Here is a 24050-nt window from a genome sequence, read left to right as displayed (position 1 = left end):
GGCGGACATGACCGTTTGTCCTCCCATGACAGGCGATTGTCTTGTGCCGCCATCTCTATGATTTTGTGAGCCTTGTCACCAACAGGTGAGCGTGATCTATGTGAGGAGATTAACGGTCATTTGTCGCAGGCGCGGGTATACTCGCCTTTCAAAGGGGCGTCTACGGGGAATGGGAGGTGTGAAAACAATGCAATCGCCGTTTCTGCTTACCTCCTGGGTCTCATCTTGTCTGAATGGCCTCAGGCTGCGTGGATGGTGTCCAGAGCAACTCTTCCGGATCGCATCGGTCGATCCTGCATTGTTACAACAGCCCACATTTCCAGCCCATAGCTTCAATGTTCTGCTTGAAACGGCGAGGACCCTTCACGATGCGCCTGATGTTGGCATTGAGGCTCGCCGGGGTATCACACCTGGCAGCCTGCTGTCGGTTGGGCTCGCCGTAATGAGTTGCCGCAACCTCAGGGAGGGGCTTGATCTCATGGTCAAGTTTAACGCCGGTCTGACCAGTTGCTTTGAGTTATCGCTTGCTGAGCACGGCGAGCGCACGAGCTTTGGACTGCACCAAGGTCTGGATGTGACGGAGCCTTACCCTTGATTGCCGATGCGGTGCTGGCGACCACGATCAAGACCTGTCGTTTCATTCAGCCTCACCCTATGCGAATTCTCGGGGTCGAAATGGCCCGCCCTAAGCCTCTGCATGCGGAAATCTATCTGAACTATTTCAAGGCTCCCGTGTCATGGGACGCTGGCCACACCGTTATCCATTTCGACTCGATCTATCTCAATGCACCATCGATACATGCCAACCAGTCACTGTTGGCGGAAAACGATCGGCAGGCGACAGCCTATTTCGGGTTACGACAACCGAGGTCTATCACTGACGAACTCAGGGCTTATCTGCACAAGTCCAGCGATTGCCGGCAGATCAGCCTGGATAGCGCCGCCCGTCATCTCAACATGGGGGGCCGTTCACTACAGCGTGAGCTGCATGCGCAGGGCTCCACCTATTGCCAGCTTCTGGAAGATGTACGCAAGCAGAAGGCTCAACGAATGCTGGCCGACTCAACTGAAAGTGTGACCCAGATTGCCCTCACCCTCGGCTTCCGCGATACCGGAAATTTTTGCCGTGCCTTCAAACGCTGGTTCGCCTGTTCGCCGAATGCCTGGCGCCGACAGGTCCAGGGTCAGCGACCATCAGTCGAAACTCATCGAGGTAGCTTGCGGTGAATAATGAAGCTGCAGTTCTGGCGTATTTTGACGATTTCGTCGAAGCGTTCGCGACCTTTGACGGCGTCCGAGTGGCCGCCAAGTTTGGACTGCCGTTTATGGCTAAAGGGCAAGCAGATTCGTGTGCGCTCTTTAAATCATACGAGGCGCTCAGGGCGCATTTTCAGGTGTTCCTCGATGACTATAAGTCGAAGGGTTGTCGCGAATGCCGCTACTCGGATCTGGACCTCCGATGGCTGGGGGCAGACAGTGTTCTGGCTACTGTGAATTGGTCTCTGCTCGGCGGGTCAGAAGCGCCAATTCTGGGGTGGACAGAGTCCTATCTGTTGTCATTTATCGAAAGTCGGCCTCTGGCTTTTGCAACTATTGATCACGTGAATGAGGGCGACACGGCAAGCTCCTCCGAGGCGGAAAAGCAGCAGGCAGAACAATGAAGCGACACTTTGAGTTAATGGCGAACTACAACCAGTGGATGAACGCTAAAGTCTACGATGCAGCCAGCAAGATGAGTGAGAGCGAAATAACGAAAGATAGAGGCGCGTTTTTTGGCTCGGTGCTGGGAACGCTTAATCATATCGCCGTTGGCGATATCATCTGGCTCAAGCGATTTGCGACTCACCCGGGTAGCACTAAAGCGCTCCAAAATGTCAGTGATTTGCCGAATCCCGGCAGTCTGGATGGCATGCTGTTCGATAATTTTCGCAGTTTGCGCAGGCACCGCAACTGGCTGGATGACCAGATCATCCGCTGGGTATCGGCGCTAGAAGACAAGGGCCTCGATTGTGTGCTGAGTTATCGAAACACAAAGGGCATAGCCTCGGACAAGCGTTTCTCTAGCCTCATCATGCATTTCTTCAATCACCAGACTCATCATCGTGGGCAGGCGTCAGTCTTGCTCAGCCAGGCAGGACAGGATATTGGTGTCACGGATTTACTGGCGCTTATTCCGCAGGACGTCGCAGTGTGACAAGCTATTGGGTTCAAGGAGGAGAAAAATGTGAACCAGTGTATTCGTAAAACCGGCCAGTCATCCGTTTCAAGCCTTCCACTGATAATAGGGCTTGTCGCATTCACACCCTCGATCGCCGTGGCGTTGGAGACGCTCTGCACCAGGGATGAATATGTATTCTGGTCCTGTAGCGCCGCAGGCAAGGTCTACTCACTTTGCGGCCAATCGGCAGAGTCGCCAGATACGGGTTATCTGCAGTATCGAGCGGGCCCCGCCACGCGGCCCGACATCATTTATCCTGCTTCACAAACGCCGGCTACCGATAATTTTCGCTACCAGCTTCTGAACCGCGCCGCTGCAGTTCATTTCGAGAGCGCTGGATTTCAGCACTCGATATATGAGTCCATCAACGCCGAGGCCTCTATCGATGTGGAAAAGGACGGCAAACGACTTCTCAGCGTTCGTTGCGATAGCTCTTCGAACACGCTGACCTTGACGTCAACGATCAATGAGTTCAAGGCTATGGGTATCTATGATTGAGCCGATGCTCGCAAGACCGGATTCACTGCTCAATCTGTTCCGCTATAAGGCTTGGGCGAATACCGAGCTTTTTGAGCTGATCGGAAACATCAGTTTTGAGGCTTTTCCGGAGCAATGGACGACGGCAGTTCGCCTTCTCAATCATACACTCGTCGTGGATCAGATTTTCGCCGCACATTTACAAGGAAGGGCACATGCTTTCGAGGCCACAAACACAGTAGAGACTCCTTGCCTGAAAGTTCTTCAAACGAGTGTGCAGACTTCCGACCAGTGGTTCATCCACTATGTGAGTGAATTGAATCCAGGGACGTTAAAAGCCAATGTGACCTTCGAATTCACTGACGGTGATGCCGGCTCGATGACCAGGGAGGAGATTCTGAATCACCTCGTTATTCACAGTACGTATCACAGAGGCAATATCGGAATGTTGCTGAATGCTTGTGGCCTGGATCGGCCGAAAGACACTTTGACAAGATTTCTGCATGCTTTTGAACCGAGCCGGAGAACAGAGGCCGGCCATTCGTGAAAAGAAGGATTCAGCTATGAGCAACGACGTGTATACACCACCGAAAGTCTGGAAATGGGACCCCGAAAACGGCGGCGCATTTGCCAAGATCAATCGTCCAGTCGCTGGGCCCACGCACGAGAAGACGCTTCCCGTTGGCGAGCACCCTTTGCAGCTCTACTCGCTGGCCACACCCAACGGCGTGAAAGTCACCATCATGCTCGAAGAGTTGCTGGCGCTTGGCAAGTCGGGCGCTGAGTACGATGCTCATCTCATCAAGATCACCGAAGGTGATCAATTCGGCAGCGGTTTTGTCAGCGTCAATCCGAATTCGAAGATTCCTGCGATGCTGGATCAGAGCACCGATCCAGCCACTCGTATATTCGAGTCGGGATCGATATTGCTCTATCTGGCAGAGAAATTCGGCGCCTTTATTCCCTCGGATACAGCCAGGCGCACTGAGTGTCTGTCATGGCTGTTCTGGCAGATGGGCAGCGCACCGATGCTCGGTGGTGGCTTTGGTCATTTCTACGCCTATGCACCAGAAAAATACGCGTACCCAATTAATCGTTACGCTATGGAAGTGAAGCGACAACTCGATGTGCTTGATCGTCAGCTAGCCGAGAATCGATACATGGCTGGTGACGATTACAGCATTGCAGATATGGCAATCTGGCCTTGGTACGGTGCACTCGTGACCAACAAGGTTTACGAAGCAGCGGAATTTCTGGAAGCCCACACCTACAAGAACGTCTTGCGTTGGACCGACGAGTTGGAACAAAGACCTGCTGTGAAAAGGGGTCGAATGGTGAACCGGACCTGGGGTGACCCCGCCGAGCAGTTGTACGAGCGCCATGATGCCAGAGATTTCGACACCAAGACCCAGGATAAAATTGAGACCTCGAAAGGGGAGTGAGTATTTCCTCTGGCCGGCAAATGGAGATCGAGATCGTCGATATTGCCGATGAGCGGCTGTTCGCCATACCGGTGATGGAATGCGGTGAGCCTCTGGTAGATGTAGCCGGTAGCTCTATCGTCTACGGCGAACCGCCTGAATATCCGGAGACAGCGCCCGGTTACCGACTGGTGCGCGAGGGCGTCTTATCAAGGCTGGAGCGAGCTCAGGCTGCCTTACCAAAGGACCTCCACTTGCGTCTATATGAAGGCTATCGGAGTCCGCAGGTTCAGGCCCGTATTTTCTCAGCACAACTCGCCCGAACCACAGTCTCCAACCCCAGTTACACTCAACGACAATGCTTCAGTGCAGCAGCCAGGCTGGCTTCGCCTCTTTACACATTCGAAGGCAACATGATATTACCGCCTCATAGCACTGGAGGTGCAGTTGACGTGGAAATCGTTGATCGCACGGGGAATGTGATCGAGTTCGGTATGGAAATAAAGGACTGGGCGACAGTTGGTCCAGAGCGGTGCGCCACCGGGTTCCCTGAGCTGGTTCAAGCTGCGCGACGCAATCGCGATCTCCTCGTGAATGTCATGAGCAAGGCGGGTTTTATAAATTATCCGCGAGAGTGGTGGCATTTCTCATACGGAGACAAGTACTGGGCTTTCGTCAAAGACAGACCGCATGCGCTCTACACTGGGGTTGAACTTACTAGACGACCGGTCTAATATAATGCCCATGACATCAAACGACACCCGCACGCACATTATAGACACTGGCGCGGAGCTTATCGGTCAAAAGGGCTTTGGCTCCACTGGCATCAATGCCGTGCTCACAGCCGCCGGTGTGCCCAAGGGTTCGTTCTACCACTACTTTGCCAGCAAGAATGATTTCGGCCTGGCAGTCATCGACACCTACGCCGAGGAATACGACGCGAGGCTCGATGGCATCCTCAAGGATACAAGCCGGTCGTGTGTCGATCGCTTGAGAGCGTACTTCGATACGGGTCTTGAAGCGATGACCAATTGCGAACACACCCGGGGCTGTCTGATTGGCAACCTTGGCCAGGAGCTGGCAGGACAGAGTGAGGCGTTCCGTAAGCGTCTGGACACGGTGTTTCATAGCTGGGAGAAGCGCTTTGAGCAGTGTATCGAAGAGGCTCAGCAGGCTGGCGATGTAGACGCTTCCGTCAATCCGGCCGACGCAGCCAGTCTTCTGCTGTCAGGCTGGGAAGGCGCCATTTTGAGGGCGAAAGTGTTGAAATCCACTGAGCCGATGGAGCGTTTCATCCGGGTATTTTTCCGCCAGTGCCTCGGCATTAGCTAATTTTTTTCGCGGCCTGTCTAGTAGACTGGTCTAATTACTAGCAGTTCATCATTCTACATCAAAAGGACATTGTTTATGAGCGATTCGGAAGACATCCTGTTCAAGCCATTTGAGCTTGGTTCACTCTCACTGCCAAACCGTGTGCTCATGTCGCCGCTGACCCGTTCGCGAGCATCGCAGCCTGGCGACGTACCCAACGACATGAACGCTCGTTATTACGAGCAGCGCGCTGGAGCCGGACTTATCATCAGTGAGGCCACGCAGGTGTCGCCACAGGGCAAAGGTTATGCTTTTACGCCAGGCATCCACTCGGCAGATCAGATTCAAGGGTGGCGGACAGTCACTGACGCCGTTCACAAGGCTGGCGGACGCATCCATCTGCAGCTCTGGCACGTGGGTCGAATTTCTCATCCTGACCTTCAACCGAATGGTGATAAGCCGGTCGCACCATCGGCCATTAAACCTGAAGGCGCGAAGACTTTTGTCAGCGCTGATTCCGGCATGGTTGACATTCCAGAGCCTAGAGCACTGAAGGCTGAAGAGATGCAGGATATCGTCGAGCAGTTCCGTAAAGGCGCCGAGAATGCCAAGGAGGCCGGTTTCGATGGCGTGGAAGTGCACGGTGCCAACGGCTATTTGCTGGATCAGTTCCTCAAGAGCGGCAGCAACAAGCGAACCGACGAATACGGCGGATCTGTCGACAACCGATTACGTCTGCCACTCATGGTCGTCCAGGCAGTGGTCGATGTATGGGGCAAGGACAAGGTCGGCATCCGCGTGAGTCCTACCGGTAGCTTCAATGCCATGGAGGACGAGAACCCGCTGGACACCTATGGCGAGTTCGCCAGGCGCCTCAATGAGATCGGTATCGCCTATATCGAAGTGGTCGAGGATTCATTCCAGGGTAATCACGCCGATGGGCGGCCGGAAGATGTCATCGACGCCATCAAGGCTGGCTTCAAGGGCACTTATATTGCCAATGGCGACTACAGCGCAGATGAAGCCCGCAAGCGCATCGATGCTGGTCGCTGCGACCTGGTCACTTTCGGGCGACCATTTATTTCCAATCCCGACCTGCCAGAGCGTTTTCGTCAGAACGCACCGTTGAACGACTGGGATGGCGATACATTCTATGGCGGGGACGAGCACGGCTACACCGATTATCCGGCCCTGGAGGACGCAGAAGCCAAGGCCTGATACACACTTTTCAAGGAGAACATTTATGAGTAACACACAGGATTCAATCAAGGGCAAAGTAGTCATCATCACTGGCGCGAGCAGTGGTCTCGGCGAAGCCACAGCCCGCCGCCTCGCTGAGCGTGGCGCCAAGCTGGTGTTGGCCGCGAGGCGTGAAGAGCGTCTTCAGAGCCTGAAAGAGGAGCTCGCTGCCAAGGGTGCAGAAGTCATTTATCAGGTGACAGATGTGACCGATCGCGAGCAGGTCGAGTCGCTGGCGAAAGCTGCCAAAGACAAGTTTGGCCGTATCGATGTGCTTGTGAACAACGCCGGTCTCATGCCGCTGGCACCGCTCGACAAGCTCAAAGTAGATGAGTGGGAGCAGATGATCGACGTCAACATAAAAGGTGTCATGTACGGTATCGCGGCAGTGTTGCCCACCATGCGTGAACAGCACAGCGGCCACGTCATCAACCTGTCTTCAGTGGCTGGTCACAAGGTGTTTCAGGGAGCAGCAGTGTACTGCGCCACGAAATACGCAGTTAGAGCGCTCTCAGAGGGTCTGCGCATGGAAGCTGGAGACGAAATCCGCAGTACCAATATTTCACCTGGCGCTGTGGCCACCGAGCTGACAAGCACAATCACCGATCCGAAAGCGGCCAAGGCAGCGGACGAGATGTACAAGGTCGCCATTGAGCCAGATGCTGTGGCGCGCGCCATCGTCTTTGCCATCGAGCAGCCGCATGATGTCGATATTAACGAGATCATCCTGCGACCGACTGCTCAGGAACTGTAGACTGTCCATGCTTGACCAGAACATCTGGTCAAGCATGGCTTCATCTGAGCACCAAGCCCGGGTAAAGTGCTTCCTCCAAATTCAACTGCATTCGAACTTATTCAACACAGCAAAGAGGATTCCCAGGTGACGGACATTGTAGATTATCAACTGAACGATGGCATCGCGACGATCACGATCAACAATGGCAAGGCCAACGCGCTGAGCCATGAGGTCTTCGAGGCGCTGAACAAGGCACTTGATCAGGCTGAGCAGGATAGTGCAGTGGTCATCCTGACAGGTCAGGCGGGTATTTTCTCTGGCGGCTACGATCTCAAGGAAATGCAAAAGGGGCCTAAGGAAGCAGTCGCGCTCGTGACTGTGGGCTCCAAGTTGACGCGACGGCTTGCTGCGTTTCCCTTGCCGGTGATTGGCGCGTGTACTGGCCATGCCATTGCCAAAGGTGCCTTCATGCTGTTGTCTGTAGATTATCGCATTGGCATCGAAGGCAATTTCAAGCTTGGCCTGAATGAAGTGCTCATCGGGATGACCATGCATCATGCAGGCATCGAAATAGCGCGACATCGACTGGCGCCAGCGCATTTCTATCGTTCTGTCATCAATGCTGAAATCTATAATCCCGAAGGTGCTGTCGCCGCCGGTTTCCTGGATGAAGTCGTAGCACCGGGCCTCCTTATCGAGCGTGCCACCGCCATAGCTCATCAATTCCAGCAGCTGAACATGAAGGCTCACCAGCAGACAAAGGTCAAGGCCAAGGCTGATTATCTGGCGCTTCTGGATCGCTGCATCGAGCAGGACTCAGCGCATTTGGGCCTGACCGGCTAGGGAACGTCGGGGGCTGCGTTTGCGGTGCAGGTTCGTAATTCTGCACCAAAAGAGCACGGCTCTTCGGCGGTGGCATGCACTATTGCGGTGCGAACCGCCAGTGTCGCAGAGCTTTTGAATCAAGTGGGATTTGGGTAAGTCATTGTTTTCAAATGGTTGACGATTTTACGGAATGTCTGATGCTTTTCCCCGGACATACCGCTTTCATCAATCCACAGAGAACATGATTATGGCCTATATAGAACCCAATGAATTTGCGACCAAGATGGTCGATGCCGGGGAGCAGAAGTTGTTCATGTCTACCAAGGACACCCTGGTTCGGGCATTCATGGCCGGTGCCATCCTTGGCTTGGCAGCCTTCTTCGCCATCACGGTCATCGTCCAAACGGGCAGTTTGCTCGTCGGGTCCATGTTGTTCCCGGTTGGTTTCATCATGCTGTACCTGATGAAATTCGATCTGCTCACCGGTGTGTTCACCCTGGTGCCACTCGCACTGCTGGACAAGCGTCCAGGCTGTACGCCGAGTCAACTGATGAGAAACTGGGGCCTTGTATTCCTTGGCAATTTTGGGGGCGCGCTCACTGTCGCCTTCTTCGCTTCTTTCATCCTGACCTACGGCTACAACACTGACGGTGGCGCGCTCGCAGCGAAAGTCAGCAGTATTGGTGAGTCCAGAACCCTTGGCTATCAAGAGCACGGTGCTGCTGGTTGGTTCACGATTTTCATCCGCGGCATGTTGTGTAACTGGATGGTCTCTATGGGTGTCGTTGGCGCGATGATCTCAACCTCGGCTACTGGCAAGATCGTCGCCATGTGGATGCCGGTCATGCTCTTCTTTTTCATGGGCTTTGAACACTCCATCGTCAATATGTTCCTGTTCCCATTTTCGATGATCATGGGTGGTGAGTTCACCATCGTGGACTACTTCGTCTGGAATGAGATCCCGACTGTACTGGGCAACCTGTTTGGTGGTCTGCTGCTGGTGGGTTTGCCCATCTACTGGACTCACGTGAGAACCAACCCTGAGCGTCGCGCTGCCAAGATCGCAACAGAAGGCCGACTGGTATCATAGGCAGCCAATCTGCCATGACAAGGAATCCCCAGCCTGAGAAGGCGGGGATTTTTTGCGTATGAAGAAACATTTATCGGTGTCTGTGGGCCACTGCAGTAGTGCTGGGCGAAAACCTGTCAATCAGGATTTCCATGGCCTACTCATACCGAAGGAGCCACTGCTGTCGACGAAGGGTATTGCAGTCGCAATTGCCGACGGAATCAGCAGCAGTGATGTGAGCCAGATAGCCAGTGAGACGGCTATCAAGGGCTTCCTTTCAGATTACTACTGCACCTCTGACTCATGGTCAGTGAAGACCTCGGCTCAGCGCGTGCTGAAGGCCACCAATTCTTGGCTGTACTCGCAAACCCGTAACGGTCCCTATCGCTACAATATGGACAAGGGCTATATCTGCACCTTCAGTGCCATCATCTTCAAATCGAATACTGCCCATCTCTTTCACAGCGGCGACTCAAGAATTTATCGGCTCGTTGGCAGTCGTCTCGAACAGTTGACGACCGATCATCGCCGTATCATTTCCGAGGAGACGAGCTACCTGACCCGAGGCCTGGGAATTCATGATGATCTCGAGATCGACTATCGATCTCATGCCATTGAAACCGGCGACATCTATATTTTGGCGACCGACGGCATCTTTGAATACCTCAATGAAAGGACCATTGCCGAAGCGATAGTGCAGAATGAGTCCACCGAATCTGGAGTTGCCGACGTCCGCCTCGCAGAAGTCGCCGAACGCCTTGTGCAGGCTGCTTACGATGCTGGCAGCGACGATAACCTGACGCTGCAGATTGTACGAGTCGACCAACTGCCCGATCGTGACCTGAACGAAGTGCATCAACAGGCAAACCTTCTGCCAGCGCCTCCACCGCTATCGGCGAGAATGCTCTTTGACGGGTATGAAATTCTGCGAGAGATCTATATCAGCAGCCGCAGTCATGTCTTTCTGGCTGAGGACACCGAAACCGGCGAGACGGTCGTGATCAAGACACCATCGGCGGAGATGCGCAGTAACGAAGCCTATCTCGAAAACTTCTTCATGGAAGAGTGGATAGCCAAGCGTATCAATAATGCACATGTGCTGAAAGCAATCGAACCTCAGCGTAAACGACACTATCTGTACACCGTCACTGAGTATCTGGACGGCAAGACCCTGGCGCAGTGGATGATCGACAATCCAGCGCCTTCCATTGACGAAGTCCGGGATATCGTCGATCAGATTGCCAAAGGTCTGCAAGCCTTTCATCGACAGGAAATGGTGCATCAGGATCTGCGGCCCCATAATGTGATGATAGATGCCGCTGGCACAGTCAAGATCATTGATTTTGGAGCCACCAAGGTGGCTGGGATTTCCGAAATCGTGAGCAAGAACGAAGCGCTCGTCGGGACCGCGCAATACACGGCGCCTGAGTATTTCCTCGGTTATGCTGGCACCAGTCGGTCAGATGTGTTTTCACTCGGAGTGATGACTTACCAGATGCTGTCAGGAGAATTGCCCTATGGCGTCTCTGTGTCGCGAACCAGCACTGCTCGGGAGCAGCAAGGTCTGAGGTATCGATCGTTGACAACCATGGACAATGCTATTCCTGGCTGGCTCGACTTCGCCATCAGCAAGGCTGTGCATATCGATCCGATGAAAAGGTATTCCGAAGCTGCGGAGTTCATTTACGAGCTCAGGCATCCCAATCCAAGGTATCTCAGCCAGACCCGGGCTCCGCTTATTGAGCGAAATCCGACACTATTCTGGCAGGGGGTCTCGTTCATTCTACTTTGCGTGGTAGTCTGGCAGGGAACGCTCTGACGCCAATTCGGATGTTTGCATGATCTCCAAGGCTCTCTACGCCTACGCAGCAGACGCAATGCTTCTTTTGCACGTGTTGTTCGTGGCCTTTGTCGTGATCGGTTTAGTCCTGATATTTATCGGCAAGTTCATGTCATGGCCATGGGTTCGGAACCTCTGGTTCAGGGGCGCGCATCTTGCTGGCATCGGCATCGTGGTAATTCAGGCATGGCTGGGCGTCATATGTCCGCTCACAGTCTGGGAAATGCAACTTCGGGCCAAGGCAGGTGAGTACAGTTACGAAGGCTCATTTATTGCCCATTGGCTGAGTGAACTCCTCTACTATCAAGCACCCGCCTGGGTCTTCATAGCCTGCTATACGATTTTCGGGGTATTGGTAGTGTTGAGCTGGTGGCTGGTGCCGCCTAGAAAGCGGAGCGATGCTCCGCAAGCCAGAGCTTGAGCTTTTCCACGGGAAGAGGATGACAGAGCCAGAATCCCTGTAGCCGATCGCAGCCCATCGTCTTGAGCAGACGTCCGGTTTCCTCGTTCTCGACGCCTTCGGCTACCAGGCGATAGCCAAGGCCATGAGCCATATTTATGGCGGTCGCAACGATGACTCTGGAGCTCTCACTGGTGCAGATATCTGTAATAAGCGATCTGTCGAGTTTGATCTCCGTGGCCGGCAGGCGTTTGAGATAGGACAGGGATGAATAACCGCTGCCGAAGTCGTCTATAGACACTTTCAAGCCCAAATCTGCGAGCGCCTTCAAGGCGATCAGGCCCTTTTCCGGATCTTCCATGGCGGCAGTTTCCGTAAGCTCAAGCGTCAGGCGACCTGGCTCGATTCGGGCGAGCATGGGTTCGATCAATTCCCTTAAATCGCCGGACACCAGGTCACGAGCGGAGATATTGATCGATATTTCGAGCTGAGGATAGTCTGTGAGAATGCTGTCGAGTTCCCTGATGCTGTTTTCAAACACCCAGCGGGTCAGCTGGGTAATGACGCCGGTGTCTTCAGCCAGCGGAATGAAGTCGACCGGAAAAACCCAGCCACGCTCGGGGTGGTGCCAGCGGATCAGGGCTTCGAGCCCTACTATCTCATCGTTGATGAGACAGAGCTTGGGCTGGTAGTGAATGGCCGTAGTGCTGTTGTGTAAGGCCTCCCTGAGATCCGACATCAGCGTCAGACGACTTTCACTATAGATATCGTAATTGCGTGAGTAAAAGCCGACAGCTCGCTTGTCTCGCGGCGCTATCTCCATGCCGACATGAGCATTTCGAATCAGCATCGCGGCATGGTCACCGTGCATGGGGTAGGTGGCCGCACCGAATTTCGGATGCAGTTCAATGGCGAGATTGTCCAGCAGTACCGGTTCCGACAGCTGTCTGAGCGCCAGTTCAAGCCCTTCGAAATTGTCCCCGACCTTACCTGCATCCAACAGCAAGCCGAAGGTGTCTCCAGAGATCTGATAGACCCGTTCAATCCGACCCATGTCATCACGCACACTCTGTACATAGGGGAGCTTCCCGGCCAGGGACTTCATTTGCAGTGCAATGTCCTGAATCAGCCGCTCGCTCCGAGCAAGATCGAGTGTTCTGTTGATCTCTTCCATCCGCGTGACGCGAGCCACGCCGACCATATAATGGCCCTCGGGGTTCAACCGCAATTGCTGGTTGATCACCCATTCGAAGCGGTTACGGTTAGGCAGGCGCGTCACCGGGTCGTGCATCATTGCGTCGGTGAGCTTCGTCTGGGCCTCATGGCGGGATATTTCCATACGCAGACGATCAGCCTGCGCTTCAATTTTGTCTTCACGTTCCCTGTGAAGTCGGTCGGCCAAGGCAAGTGTCAGGATGAAGGCTTCCAGCCCTGAGCCGATCTGCATGGCATATTGCGTGAGAAAGTTTTCAGGGAAGAATCCCATGCTCCTACCAGCAGTGGCCAGCACGCCCACCGTCAGCGGTGTCCAGGCGATAGTAAAGAACATGCCAGCCCGCAGACCCGCAGCCCAGGTGATGGGCCCGGCCACAAACAGCAGTGAAAAAAACACGAAGGAGGAAAGGGCCGAAAGCTTCACCGCTACGTTGTAGCTCATGAAAAAAGCAGCCAGTAAATTGACTACTTCAAAACAGATCATTGCCTTGAGGGCGAAGTCGAGCCTGGGACTATGAGTCTTCGTCTTCAGAAACTCCCGACAGAACAGGACCGAAAACAGCGCCAGAAAAGGCATCGACAACAAGAGTGCGCGACCGTGCAGGACCGGAGACTGCGGATAGTCATGCTGAAACCCATAGCCGCGCATTGAAATGAAAAAGAGCAGGTAGCCCGCGATGGCCAGCGCGTAGAACAGGTACAGCCGTTCCCATAGCTTCAGGAATATGGCCATGTTGATCATGATGATGATCGTGAGACAGCCAAAAAAGAAGAAGTGAAGCTTCTGCTCCTTCGCAGCGGCTTCGAAAAACTGATTCTCTCGCCAGACTTTCAAAGGCAGGATCATAGAGCCATCCGTGCGCACCCGAACATAGATGGTTTTCGTCTCGTGGGAGGCAAGCACGAAGCGCAACAGCATATTCGGATGATCGACCTGGCGTGGCTCGAAGGGGCGAGTATCGCCGGTGGCAAAGGTGTCGATGCGTTCTTCGCCGGAAAATACATGAAAGACGACATCATCCAGCAGTGGGTAGGCAAGCTCTGCAATCAGATCTCGCCTGTAATCTGTCTCGTTACGAACAGAAAAGCGTAGCCAGTAGGACTCATCTGAAATGCCAAAGGTGGCATTGCCGTTTTCCACCAGTTGCCACTGGTGTTCAGGCAGCTTCAGGACCTCTTCCAGGTCGGCCGTTCCTTCGGGATCAACCAGATACTCGAAGTGGGCTTCGACAGGCAATGATCTGGTGACGGTTATAGGGCCCGTTTCGGCAAGCACAGGCTGGCTGCCGCACCAGATGATGAAGACAAGAACGAAACGAAACGCGTGGGATAGGGTCAAGTTGGGGGCCTCGGCACCTTGCCAACCCTGTCATTGGCAAGATTTGAAACGGGATTCTTTAGTGTAGACAATTCCTGGCCAAACCGTAACCAGTCTCCAGACTTCGACTTCACGTCATTGTATGGATTTGCCAGGAATTGAGACTGCTGCCCGCGGTAAAAAGCTATCATGACTGTATACAGTCGACCTGGAGATGGAATGAAGATCAGAGAAGCTTCAGAAGCAGATATCGAGCAGATATGGCCGATCTTTCACGAGATTGCCGCGGCTGGGGAGACCTACGCGTATCGGCGAGACACCACGAAATCTGAGGCACTCAGCATCTGGCTGGCGAGCCCGCAAAAGACCTTCGTCTTCGAGGAGGATGGGCGCGTATTGGGCACCTATTATATCAAGAGTAACCAGCAGGGTCCGGGCGATCATGTCTGCAATTGCGGCTACATGGTGGCGTCGGCTGCGAGGGGGCGGGGACTCGCTACGGCTATGTGTCAGCACTCTCAGGAGGTGGCCATCCAGCTGGGCTACAAGGCGATGCAGTTTAATTTTGTCGCCTCAACGAATGGTGGTGCTGTGCTTCTCTGGCACAAGCTTGGCTTTGCAACAGTAGGCCGTCTTCCCGGGGCCTTTTGTCACCACTCAAAAGGCTATGTCGACGCCCTCGTGATGTACAAGTGGCTTGAGGCCGAAACGGAACTATAGCCATGAAGACGTTTGACAATGCACCTCTGCAGTTCAGCATTGGCGTCCCGGAGGGCTGGATTCTATTACCTGGAGCCTGGGCGAAGAAATTGAAGATGTCGGCAGCATCGACTTCGGACAGTTTTGCTCAAACCCTTGGCAAGTCGAGCGAGCCCTTGTTGTCGATGTACCTCCCACAGGTCAATCCGCAGGCGGCGGTGCCCATTGTTCAGTGTACCGTCAAACCAGTCTCCATCATGAGCGCCTTTCCCAGTCTCGATGCCGTCATAGAGGCGACCATACCCCAGCTTCAGGGCGCGTTCCCGGACTTCGAGCTTCTGGATCGCCTGGGCATGATGCTTTTCGCAGGTGTGCGCAGCGCCTACATGAGGAGCGCCATGACAGTGCTCAATGAGCGCCATGAACGTTTTCTCTGCATGTCCGAACTCTTTATCTGCCAGTCTTCAAAGGCGATATTCATGTTTGGATTCACCGGCTCGCTCGATCCCGAGTTGCGGCCGTTGGACGACTTTGCGGCTGTCAAACGGTCTATCCGCCTGCACTGATTGCCTTGCCCTCCATTAAAACCATTCAGGGGTGATCTGATTCACATTCCTTGACAAAGTGCTCTAAATCACTTGCACAAGTCCCTGATCCTGAAAATTAATATCCTGTCATTTTCGGGGCGTCAGTGAGTCGGTCGGCTCCCGTGAGGATGCGTTCAACATCATAAACACCAATGACTCCGCTGATGAAAGGCTTTATCCGGCCGTTGCTGTTCATCGCATAACCCCAAAAGGGAAGGGAATACTCTTGAAAACGACCAAGACTTTTTTAGCCGGTCTCACACTGGCTGGCTTAGGCACCATCACGTCCGCGCAGGCTGACCAACCCGTCGCTCCGCCTGGCACGGATGACGTCATTATGTACATCGTGGGTGGAACCCCCGCTGAAGATGGCCCCTACCGGTTTACCGTGTCATTGCAGCGCAATGGCGGCCATTTCTGCGGCGGCAGCTACATTGCCGACAATTGGATACTCACTGCAGCGCACTGCGTACCAAACGGCTCCACCAATGGGCTGAGTGTGCTGGTAGGGCGAAATGATCTCAATGCCAGCGGTGGCCAGCGTATCGCCGTTTCACAGGTCGTCGTGCACCCGAGCTATAACGATCGGACGAGCGACAACGATATTGCGCTGCTGCGTCTTCAATCGCCCGTCACGATTTCTGCAAACAAGGTCAACCTTGCCAATGCCAGTGAGACCTCACAGGGTGCAGGTCAGGGTGATCTGGTGACCGTCACTGGCTGGGGGGCCACACGAGAAGGTGGCGCGGGCTCGGCGGATCTGCTCAAGGTCGATGTGCCAGTGGTGAGTAATAGTAGCTGCAACTCGGCTTACGGAAACATCACTTCGAACATGCTCTGTGCTGGCTATACCTCAGGCGGTCGAGATTCATGCCAAGGCGACAGCGGTGGCCCCCTGGTTTTCCAGAATCAGGGTCAGTTCTATCAGGTTGGCGTCGTCTCCTTCGGCAACGGCTGTGCAAGGCCTAACTATCCAGGTGTATATACGCGCGTGTCCCAGTACACCAGCTGGATCGGCCAATATACCGGGAGCACACCGCCCCCACCGCCGTCTGACAATGTCCTCAAGAACGGCGAGCCACAGACTGTAGCTGGTAGCAGGAATCAGGAAAAGATCTTCCAGGTCAAGGTCCCGGCTGGCGCTGATAACCTGTCAGTGAAGCTCTCGGGCGGCAGCGGTGATGCGGATCTCTACGTCAAGTACGGTAGCCAGCCCACCACCAGCAGCTACGATTGTCGGCCCTACAAGGACGGCAACAACGAAAGCTGTAGTGAAGCCGAACTCGGTAACACTAAAGCGGGCGTCTATTACGTGAGTGTGCGTGGCTACAGTGCCTTCAGCGGCGCGCAGCTCGTGGCCAGCTATACCGCCGGGGGCACCGGCGGCGATTCTGGTGGCGACACGCTGTCCCAGCAGAATCTGTCTGGAAACGCTGGCTACTGGCGCTACTACACCATTGATGTAGCGTCGGGCGCCAGCGCACTTGACGTGGTCACCGGTGAAGGCGCAGGCGATGCTGATCTGTACGTTCGTTTTGGCAGCAGACCGACCAGTAACACCTACCACTGCCGGTCGAACCAGAATGCCAACGAAGAGCAATGCCGCTTCACCAATCCACCAGCGGGTACCTGGCATATCGGTATTCGTGGCTACAGCAACTATAGCGGCCTGGCGCTGGAAGCTGCTGCCAACTAGAGCCTGAAGCTTTTCCTCATGCCAGCCCCGACCATTCGGTCGGGGCTTTCCTGCATTGTCATATCTCACCTCATTGGACCATACCCGGTCCTGCAAATCTTGCATTCCTGCTTGTAGCATTCTCCGATATCGGAAACGTTGGCGAACAACGTAACGATCCTGAAGAGTGGCGGGAAGCCGCGTCTCATGGGCACTTGTGGGCTGAATTACCCTATGGTTCGAGGTAACGGCACGCTCTTTGCTTTTCTTCAGCTCGAGAACATTAAGGACGTACCAGCGGCAAGCGCACATTCGATCGTCCAAAGTGGCGCATAGCCGAATATTGCCGCGTTATTCAAGGTAGAAAAAGGAGATAATGTGATGAACATGAAACTCAATTCGATAGCAGCCAGCGTCATTGCAGTCGCTTCGTTAGGCTTTATGCCTGCTGCAGTTCACGCCGCAGAAACGACCAAGGTCGAGAATGCAGCTGAGAAGCGAGCAGAGAGCAAGGATACCCTGCAGGAAGCAGCCACCGTTCTCGAGGCAATGAAGAAGGATCCTGATTTCGAACAACTGCTTCAGGATGCCAAAGGCGTTTTCCTCGTGCCTAACTATGCACGCGCGGCCCTCGGCGTTGGCGCCGCTGGTGGCGAAGGCGTTCTACTGACCAGTCAGAACGGTGAGTGGAGCGGTCCTATGTTCTACAACATGGGCGCTATCAATGCCGGTGTCGAAATCGGGATTGAAGCCGGTCAGATTGCCATGGTGCTGAATACCGACAAGGCCGTTGAAACATTCATGGATGAGCACAATTTCTCGTTGAATGCGGATGCCGGTCTCACTATCGTCGATTACTCGAAGCGTGGTCAGGCGTCATGGGGCAAGGGTGATATCGTCATCTGGTCCGATACCGAGGGTGCATTTGTCGATGCTGCCGTCACGGTAGAAGATATCTTCTGGGATGAAGAAGAGAACAAGGCTTTCTATGGCAAGGATGTCACGCCGCAAACAGTGGCAGATGGCAAGGTCAAGTCAATGGATGACAATCCTGTGATCATCCTTCTGGGCACAAGATAATTGTGCTATCGGGAGGGGGTTACCCCCTCCTTTTTTAAAGTTCTAGTTCCACGCCGGCATAGAAGGTTCGGCCCGCTGCTGGTTCGAAATACCGGCCGTTGCCTGCATTGATTCGTACGTTTGCGTAATAGTCTTCATCCAGCAGATTTCTTATTCCCGCGAAAGTCTTCAGTTGAGCGCTGGAACCCATTCGCCATCCATCGCCTCCCCGAAGATCGACCAGCCAGTACTCGTCTACCTTGATATCGTTGGCATCATCTGCCACAAGACTGCCCACATAGCGTGTTTCCAGCGCAAGAAATCGCTCACCCACAGCTGACCACATCAGTTCGGTGTTCCATAGCCGTTCAGGCAATCCCGGCAGGCGCTTGCCCTCCAACTCGCGACCGTCCACTCGATAATCTTCGAAGGTATAGCGCGCCAGCGTCAGTGCAGTCTCGACGCGCCAGGCTGGGGCAGCGCGCCAGCTGACCGCGACCTCGAGACCTTTGCGCACGGTATCTCCGGCGTTGCGATAAAAGGTCCGGCCGGTGTTATCGTTCAATTCGAACGGCACCAGTTCATCGCGCACGTCGACCCAGAACAGTGTGAGGTCGTAATCAAACTGATACCCAAGCCGGCCTCGCAGACCCAGCTCGTGGTTTCGCGCCTGCTGTGCGTCCACCCCGGGATTGAAGCCGCCCCCATTGGTTGGGTTGGCGAACTCGGAAAAAGTCGGGGTTTCGAAGGCCGTACTGATATTGGCATAGGCCTGATGAAGTAGCTGGTAGCGGTAACTCAGTCCAGTAGACCAACTCCATTCCCTGAACACACGTTGTCCACTCTGATCGCCATCTGAACGAAAGTCATCATCTATGCTCAGCCGTATGCGGTCGAAGCGCGCGCCGCCGGAGAGTGTAAGAGCCTCGCTTACGTCGACGTCTGCCTGAGTGAATATTCCCAAAGCGGTAGCACTCTGGAACTCTCTTTCGCTCAACTCGCCAATGTTGCCTTCGAAAGACACGTCACGCCGCTGTCGATCATCGGCCTGTCGACGTGCTTCCATACCAGCGACATAACGAAATGGAAGACTGGCGAGCGAAAGTGCGTCATGAAACTCTGTGCTGACGCCGTAGTACTCCCGGTTGTAATTGATCAGACTATCGCCCGGATAGGGGAGTTGCTGCTCGAAATTTCGCTGCAGGTAGAAGGTCTTGAGGTATAGCTGCCCCGTCCACACAGACAGATCTTCGTACTGCAGACCTAGCACCTGTTGATCGACACGCTGACCGGTATCGAAGGCTTCCGTAAAGCGACCAGCCTGTTGTCGATCAAGAGCGACCTGTTCCGACGTGAGTGCGCCTGGGTCCTCGGCGCGGGGATTATCCAGCAGGTTCACTATCGCAGTCAGGGCGCGATCACTGCCAAGGGCCCTGCGGACCTTGCCGTTGAGCAGGTACTTGTCGACTTCGCTATGGTCCCTGAAGCCATCGGAATGTAGCGCTGACAGACCAATATGATGCGCCCATTGATCACTACTGCCGCTGTCATTCAAGGCGACCTTACCAAAGCCATCACTGCCGCCTGTGAGCCTCATACTGCTTCGATCTCCAATCAGCCGACCGTCTGCAGTCTGTACGCTTATGACGCCGCCTGCGGCATTGCCATACAGCACCGATGCAGGGCCACGGATGATCTCGATTCGCTGTGCGCTGTCCAGATCGATCGCATCGAGCTGGGCCTGACCATCGGGCAGCGTATATGGAATGCCGTCGACCAGCACAGTAATGCCCCTCACTCCGAATGGCGCCCGCGCACCAAACCCTCGAATGGACACCCGTTCACCCTGAGCAAAATTTTCACGGTTCTGCAAGGCTACGCCTGGAACACCAGCCAAAACTTCATCCAGTTTCAGTCGCTGCTGAGCCTTTTGGATGTCCTCTCCATCAATTACGGACGTGGCCGCTGGAGTGTCATAGAGCGTGCGCTGCATACGCGGTGTGGTCACAATAATAATCGTGTCGTCTGTTTCTACCGCTGTCGCCTCAGCGAGAGCGACCGGAGACTGTGGAATAACTCCAGCCAGCAGGCAAAACCTGAGTGTCTGCGTTCGCCTGCTGGCGACTTTTGTATACCTCAACATCAACCCCTTTAAACTCATGATCTGGTAGGCTTGCAGAACAGTACGCTTCAGGAAGGCAGACGACCTACAAACGCTTGATCAGGCACAACAGGGAGAGCTTCTGGCCATGAACGAAAATACCCCAAACGCAAGCACAGGGCTGCCGATGGCGAGACGCATTGGCCTGTTTCTGGGGCCGATATTCATGATGTTGACGATTTTTCTGCCTGCCCCCAGTGACATGAGCAGCGAAGCCTGGGCGGCTCTGGGCCTTTTGCTGTTCATGGCGACCTGGTGGTCGACCGAGGCCATTCCGATACCTGCGACGGCGCTCCTGCCAATTTGCCTCATACCGGCACTAGGACTTGGCACCATCAAGGAAGCGACTGCTCCGTATGCCAATCCGTTGATCTTTCTCTTTCTAGGCGGCTTTGCGCTGGGGCTATCGATGCAGCGCTGGAACCTGCACCGACGCATTGCACTCGTTACCCTGCGTATGGTCGGTAGCCAACCGAGACGGCAAATCGCGGGTTTCATGGCGGCGACTGCCTTTCTGAGTATGTGGGTCAGCAATACGGCGACCACCATCATGATGTTACCGATAGGCCTCTCAATTCTCCATATGATGAAGAGCGCTGACGAGGGAGAAGCCGGGCGCTTCGCCAAGGCTTTGCTTCTGGCCATCGCCTACTCAGCCAGTGTGGGTGGTATTGCGACGCTGATAGGCACGCCGCCGAATGCTTTGCTCGCTGGCTATCTGCTGGACAATCACGATATCACCGTAGGCTTCCTCCAGTGGATGCTGATTGGGGTGCCGATTGCGACCATTATGCTGTTCTTTATCTGGTGGTGGCTCACGCTTGGAGGCTTTGCGCTCGAGTCGGGAGAGAGTAGTGGTGCGCTGATCCGTGAGCAGCTGCAGAAGATGGGTTCGATGAGCACTGGTGAGAAACGCGTCGGGATCATATTTCTGATCACCGCCGCTGCCTGGATCAGCCAGCCGCTGCTGTCTGAAAACCTGATCCCGTGGCTCGATGATACGACGATCGCCATTGCAGCCGCCATCGTGCTATTCCTGACGCCGGTAGACTTGCAAAAGCGCGAGTTCGTGCTCGACTGGGACACCGCCCAGAACATCCCATGGGGTGTTCTCCTGTTGTTCGGCGGCGGGCTGGCCATGGCCGCAGTCATTGCCAGTTCGGGGCTGGCCGGTTGGATTGCCGAGAGCCTGACAGTGCTGGACATGTTGCCTACCATTTTCATGATTGCCGTGGTCGGAACGGTCATCATTTTCCTGACTGAAGTCACCAGTAACACCGCCACGGCAGCAGCCTTCCTGCCCTTGATGGGTGCGCTGGCGATTGCGACCGACGTGCCGCCGGAGCTTTACACCGTGCCTGCGGCCATCGCCGCGAGTTGTGCGTTCATGATGCCGGTAGCGACGCCACCAAATGCCATCGTGTTTGCGGGTGGGCAGCTTGAAATAGGCGATATGATTCGTGCGGGTTTCGTGCTGAATCTGATTGGCATCGTGGTAGTGACGCTGCTGGGCTACCTGTTAATGGGATGGGTGTTTGGTATCTGAAAAAAAAACCGGCCGCTGCCTTTGCAGCAGGGGCCAGCTAGATGAAGGAGGCTGTGTTTATGCAGCGACTCCGAACCGGCCGAGATTCATGACCTTGGTCCAGGCCGCGACGAAGTCGGTCACGAACTTCTCCTTGTGATCATCCTGGGCATAGACCTCGGACAGGGCTCGAAGCTGTGAATTATGTCCGAACATCAGATCGACCCGTGTGCCTGTCCACTTCACCTGGTCGCTTGCGCGATCACGACCTTCAAAGAGATTGCCGGTCTCTGACACCTGCTTCCACGCCGTACCCATATCGAGCAGGTTGACGAAGAAGTCGTTGGTCAGGGTGCCCGGTGTTTTTGTGAACACGCCGTGCGCTGAGTCATCGTAGTTGGCATTCAGTACACGCAGTCCACCGATTAGCACGGTCATTTCAGGTGCCGACAGCGTCAGCAACTGAGCTCGGTCGACCAGAACCTTCTCCGTCGGCATTTTCATGTCGACTTCAAGGTAGTTGCGGAAGCCCTCCGCCTTTGGCTCCAGTGGCTCGAAAGAATCAGCATCCGTCTGTGCCTGAGTGGCATCGGTTCGACCCGGAGTGAATGGAACATCCACGTTGTAGCCAGCGTCGTTTGCCGCTTTCTCTACAGCAGCAGTACCGCCGAGCACGATCAGGTCAGCGATGGAGACTTTCTTGCCGCCTTGCTGTTGATCATTGAAATCCTTCTGAATGGCTTCCAGTGTGTTCAGGACTTTTTTCAGCTGCTCTGGTTGGTTCACCTTCCAGTCCCTCTGCGGAGCAAGACGGATACGTGCTCCGTTGGCACCACCGCGCTTGTCTGAATTGCGATAGGTAGACGCAGAGGCCCAGGCGGTTGAGACAAGCTCAGATGTGCTCAGGCCTGAATCAAGAATGCTGCTTCCGAGCGTCTTGATATCGTTCGCATCGATCAGCGGGTGATCGACCGGCGGTACAGGATCCTGCCAGATGAGATCTTCATTCGGTACTTCATCGCCGAGGTATCGAACGCGCGGCCCCATGTCACGATGTGTCAATTTAAACCAGGCACGTGCGAAGGCATCTGCGAATTCTTCGGGGTTCTGATGGAAGCGTCTGGAGATTCGCTCGTAGCTCGGGTCGACTTTCAAGGCCAGGTCCGTGGTCGCCATCATGGTCGGTACTCGCTTCCCTGGTGTGTGGGCCGCCGGGGCGAGATCCTGATCGGCAGGGTCTTTCGCTTTCCACTGGTGAGCACCAGCCGGGCTCTTCGTCAACTCCCATTCATAGTTGAACAGCATGTCGAAATAGGTCATGTCCCACTTTGTGGGGGTAGGGGTCCACGCGCCTTCGAGGCCACTGGTGATAGTATGGTCGCCATGTCCACTTTCAAATTTGCTGCTCCAGCCGAGGCCCTGCTCGGCGATGTCGGAACCCTCTGGTTCACGACCCACATGAGATGGATCGCCGGCGCCATGGCATTTACCGAAGGTGTGGCCGCCAGCAATGAGCGCGACGGTTTCTTCATCGTCCATCGCCATGCGTCCGAATGTCTCACGGATATCATGCGCCGAAGCTGCCGGATCAGGCTTGCCATTAGGGCCTTCAGGGTTGACGTAGATCAGGCCCATCTGTACTGCGGCCAGGGGATTTTCAAGCGCCCGTCCTTCACTGTAGCGGGAATCGCCCAACCACTCGTCTTCGGTACCCCAGTAGACATCTTCACCTGGCTCCCAGGTATCTTCCCGACCGCCACCGAAACCAAAGGTCTTGAAGCCCATGGACTCGAGCGCACAGTTTCCGGTGAGCACCATCAGGTCGGCCCAGGAAATCTGATTGCCGTATTTCTGCTTGATCGGCCAGAGTAGACGCCGGGCCTTGTCGAGATTGGCGTTATCCGGCCAGCTGTTCAGCGGAGCAAACCGCTGTGATCCGGTAGAAGAGCCACCGCGGCCGTCGCTGACCCTATAGGTACCTGCGCTGTGCCAGGCCATTCGAATGAAGAAAGGACCATAGTGACCATAGTCGGCTGGCCACCAGTCCTGAGAGTCTGTCATCAGGGCAAAGAGATCAGCCTTCAGGGCCTTCAGGTCGAGTTTATTGAACGCTTTGGCGTAATCGTATTTTTCGCCCAAGGGGTTCGAGCGGGCTGAATGCTGGTGAAGAATATTCAGGTTGAGCTGATCCGGCCACCAGTCGCCGTTGGTGCGTCCCTTCTTGGGTGTATGCATGACGGGACACTTGCTTTCGTTACTCATAATCTCTCCTGCA

Annotated in this window: 23 protein-coding genes; 20 read left to right on the top strand and 3 right to left on the bottom strand. The window is 54.8% G+C overall.

Annotated elements, in window-relative coordinates:
* Nucleotides 1–187 precede the first annotated feature (187 nt).
* The 15 genes from ABD735_RS11835 (at nucleotide 188) to ABD735_RS11765 (ending at nucleotide 11557) form a co-directional block, all read left to right on the top strand.
* Nucleotides 188–595: an AraC family transcriptional regulator ligand-binding domain-containing protein gene (locus ABD735_RS11835; protein WP_344806633.1), complete on the top strand. Its 408-nt coding sequence runs from the start codon at nucleotides 188–190 to the stop codon at nucleotides 593–595.
* Nucleotides 592–1227: a helix-turn-helix transcriptional regulator gene (locus ABD735_RS11830; RefSeq protein ID WP_344806631.1), complete on the top strand. Its 636-nt coding sequence runs from the start codon at nucleotides 592–594 to the stop codon at nucleotides 1225–1227. Before ABD735_RS11835 ends, ABD735_RS11830 begins: the two co-directional genes overlap by 4 nt.
* Nucleotides 1224–1661, top strand: coding sequence for a hypothetical protein (locus tag ABD735_RS11825; protein WP_344806629.1), 438 nt, complete (start codon nucleotides 1224–1226; stop codon nucleotides 1659–1661). The genes ABD735_RS11830 and ABD735_RS11825 overlap by 4 nt, the downstream gene beginning before the upstream one ends.
* A complete protein-coding gene (locus ABD735_RS11820; RefSeq protein WP_344806627.1) occupies nucleotides 1658–2194 on the top strand; it encodes a DinB family protein in 537 nt (178 codons plus the stop codon). Before ABD735_RS11825 ends, ABD735_RS11820 begins: the two co-directional genes overlap by 4 nt.
* 30 nt (nucleotides 2195–2224) lie before the next feature.
* On the top strand, nucleotides 2225–2716 hold the full coding sequence (locus ABD735_RS11815; RefSeq protein ID WP_344806625.1) for a hypothetical protein: 492 nt from the start codon (nucleotides 2225–2227) through the stop codon (nucleotides 2714–2716).
* The gene (locus tag ABD735_RS11810; RefSeq protein WP_344806623.1) at nucleotides 2709–3242 is read left to right on the top strand and encodes a DinB family protein; all 534 of its coding nucleotides are present in this window, start codon (nucleotides 2709–2711) and stop codon (nucleotides 3240–3242) included. Before ABD735_RS11815 ends, ABD735_RS11810 begins: the two co-directional genes overlap by 8 nt.
* Nucleotides 3243–3258: 16 nt before the next feature.
* Complete coding sequence (gene yghU / locus ABD735_RS11805; protein WP_344806621.1) at nucleotides 3259–4137, top strand: glutathione-dependent disulfide-bond oxidoreductase; 879 nt, start codon at nucleotides 3259–3261, stop codon at nucleotides 4135–4137.
* Entirely contained in the window at nucleotides 4134–4850 is a 717-nt protein-coding gene (locus ABD735_RS11800) for a M15 family metallopeptidase (protein WP_344806619.1), read from the top strand. The genes yghU and ABD735_RS11800 overlap by 4 nt, the downstream gene beginning before the upstream one ends.
* Before the next feature lie 4 nt (nucleotides 4851–4854).
* Nucleotides 4855–5448: a TetR/AcrR family transcriptional regulator gene (locus ABD735_RS11795; RefSeq protein WP_344806617.1), complete on the top strand. Its 594-nt coding sequence runs from the start codon at nucleotides 4855–4857 to the stop codon at nucleotides 5446–5448.
* 75 nt (nucleotides 5449–5523) lie between these two features.
* The gene (locus ABD735_RS11790) at nucleotides 5524–6645 is read left to right on the top strand and encodes an alkene reductase (protein WP_344806616.1); all 1122 of its coding nucleotides are present in this window, start codon (nucleotides 5524–5526) and stop codon (nucleotides 6643–6645) included.
* Nucleotides 6646–6670: 25 nt separating this feature from the next.
* A complete protein-coding gene (locus ABD735_RS11785) occupies nucleotides 6671–7420 on the top strand; it encodes an SDR family oxidoreductase (RefSeq protein WP_344806614.1) in 750 nt (249 codons plus the stop codon).
* 126 nt (nucleotides 7421–7546) lie between these two features.
* Nucleotides 7547–8245 carry a crotonase/enoyl-CoA hydratase family protein gene (locus ABD735_RS11780; protein ID WP_344806612.1) on the top strand — a complete coding sequence of 233 codons (699 nt, stop codon included), beginning with the start codon at nucleotides 7547–7549 and terminating at the stop codon, nucleotides 8243–8245.
* A gap of 229 nt (nucleotides 8246–8474) precedes the next feature.
* Nucleotides 8475–9317: a formate/nitrite transporter family protein gene (locus tag ABD735_RS11775; protein ID WP_344806610.1), complete on the top strand. Its 843-nt coding sequence runs from the start codon at nucleotides 8475–8477 to the stop codon at nucleotides 9315–9317.
* A 58-nt stretch (nucleotides 9318–9375) separates the two neighbouring features.
* Entirely contained in the window at nucleotides 9376–11115 is a 1740-nt protein-coding gene (locus ABD735_RS11770) for a bifunctional protein-serine/threonine kinase/phosphatase (RefSeq protein ID WP_344806608.1), read from the top strand.
* A gap of 19 nt (nucleotides 11116–11134) precedes the next feature.
* On the top strand, nucleotides 11135–11557 hold the full coding sequence (locus ABD735_RS11765; protein ID WP_344806607.1) for a DUF2784 domain-containing protein: 423 nt from the start codon (nucleotides 11135–11137) through the stop codon (nucleotides 11555–11557).
* Here the strand turns inward: ABD735_RS11765 and ABD735_RS11760 are convergent.
* Complete coding sequence (locus tag ABD735_RS11760; protein ID WP_344806605.1) at nucleotides 11520–14090, bottom strand: EAL domain-containing protein; 2571 nt, start codon at nucleotides 14088–14090, stop codon at nucleotides 11520–11522. The two genes, ABD735_RS11765 and ABD735_RS11760, sit on opposite strands and share 38 nt — an antisense overlap.
* 198 nt (nucleotides 14091–14288) lie before the next feature.
* Here ABD735_RS11760 and ABD735_RS11755 point away from each other — a divergent pair, with 198 nt between their 5' ends.
* The 4 genes from ABD735_RS11755 to ABD735_RS11740 all read left to right on the top strand — a co-directional run bounded on the left by ABD735_RS11755 (nucleotide 14289) and on the right by ABD735_RS11740 (nucleotide 18110).
* On the top strand, nucleotides 14289–14789 hold the full coding sequence (locus ABD735_RS11755) for a GNAT family N-acetyltransferase (RefSeq protein ID WP_344806603.1): 501 nt from the start codon (nucleotides 14289–14291) through the stop codon (nucleotides 14787–14789).
* Between the two features lie 2 nt (nucleotides 14790–14791).
* Nucleotides 14792–15334 (top strand): hypothetical protein, encoded by a 543-nt coding sequence (locus ABD735_RS11750; RefSeq protein WP_344806602.1) that lies wholly within the window; start codon nucleotides 14792–14794, stop codon nucleotides 15332–15334.
* A gap of 247 nt (nucleotides 15335–15581) precedes the next feature.
* Nucleotides 15582–17051, top strand: a complete 1470-nt coding sequence (locus ABD735_RS11745) for a trypsin-like serine protease (protein ID WP_344806600.1) — start codon at nucleotides 15582–15584, stop codon at nucleotides 17049–17051.
* 360 nt (nucleotides 17052–17411) lie between these two features.
* Nucleotides 17412–18110: a lipid-binding SYLF domain-containing protein gene (locus ABD735_RS11740; protein WP_344806598.1), complete on the top strand. Its 699-nt coding sequence runs from the start codon at nucleotides 17412–17414 to the stop codon at nucleotides 18108–18110.
* Between the two features lie 34 nt (nucleotides 18111–18144).
* On the opposite strand, the gene ABD735_RS11735 is transcribed toward ABD735_RS11740, so the two are convergent.
* On the bottom strand, nucleotides 18145–20232 hold the full coding sequence (locus tag ABD735_RS11735; RefSeq protein WP_344806596.1) for a TonB-dependent receptor family protein: 2088 nt from the start codon (nucleotides 20230–20232) through the stop codon (nucleotides 18145–18147).
* Nucleotides 20233–20338: 106 nt separating this feature from the next.
* Between ABD735_RS11735 and ABD735_RS11730 the strand changes: the two genes are divergently transcribed.
* A complete protein-coding gene (locus ABD735_RS11730; protein WP_344806594.1) occupies nucleotides 20339–21796 on the top strand; it encodes an SLC13 family permease in 1458 nt (485 codons plus the stop codon).
* Nucleotides 21797–21853: 57 nt separating this feature from the next.
* Here the strand turns inward: ABD735_RS11730 and katG are convergent, their stop codons facing one another.
* Nucleotides 21854–24037 carry a catalase/peroxidase HPI gene (katG, locus tag ABD735_RS11725; RefSeq protein WP_344806593.1) on the bottom strand — a complete coding sequence of 728 codons (2184 nt, stop codon included), beginning with the start codon at nucleotides 24035–24037 and terminating at the stop codon, nucleotides 21854–21856.
* Nucleotides 24038–24050: the final 13 nt, after the last annotated feature.

The sequence above is a fragment of the Allohahella marinimesophila genome (genome assembly GCF_039538005.1).
Taxonomy (GTDB): Bacteria; Pseudomonadota; Gammaproteobacteria; order Pseudomonadales; family Oleiphilaceae; genus Allohahella; species Allohahella marinimesophila.
This window is presented reverse-complemented; position numbering and strand designations above follow the sequence as displayed.